This window comes from Cobetia sp. SIMBA_158 (assembly GCF_046566945.1).
Taxonomy (GTDB): Bacteria; Pseudomonadota; Gammaproteobacteria; order Pseudomonadales; family Halomonadaceae; genus Cobetia; species Cobetia amphilecti.
On sequence record NZ_JAWJYL010000588.1, the window covers coordinates 1 to 260 of the forward strand.

The 260-nt window shown below is 40.0% G+C and carries 1 protein-coding gene; it reads left to right on the forward strand.

Annotated features, from left to right (window positions below; genetic code table 11):
- The coding region (locus R2R70_RS21190; RefSeq protein WP_410979078.1) for a hypothetical protein at positions 1-260 on the forward strand (260 nt) is incomplete at both ends.

Sequence of the window (260 nt, forward strand, 5' to 3'; positions counted from 1 at the left end):
GTGGTGAATATTTAGCTGCGCAAATTTTATTAGTCTGCGAAAATAGTGAGCATGCACTTACATTTACACAATTACAGCAAGCTAAAGACAACGGTACGCTTTTAAATGTAGTGCAAAAATTTGCAGAGCCCCGTTACCAAGAAGGTTACGAAAAGGGCATTCACGATCATGACGCAAGCGCAATAATAGAGTCGTTACTTAATCAAAAAAGCACCCTTGATTTACTCATTTACCCAGTGAGTTGTAGGGTAGTAGCGCAG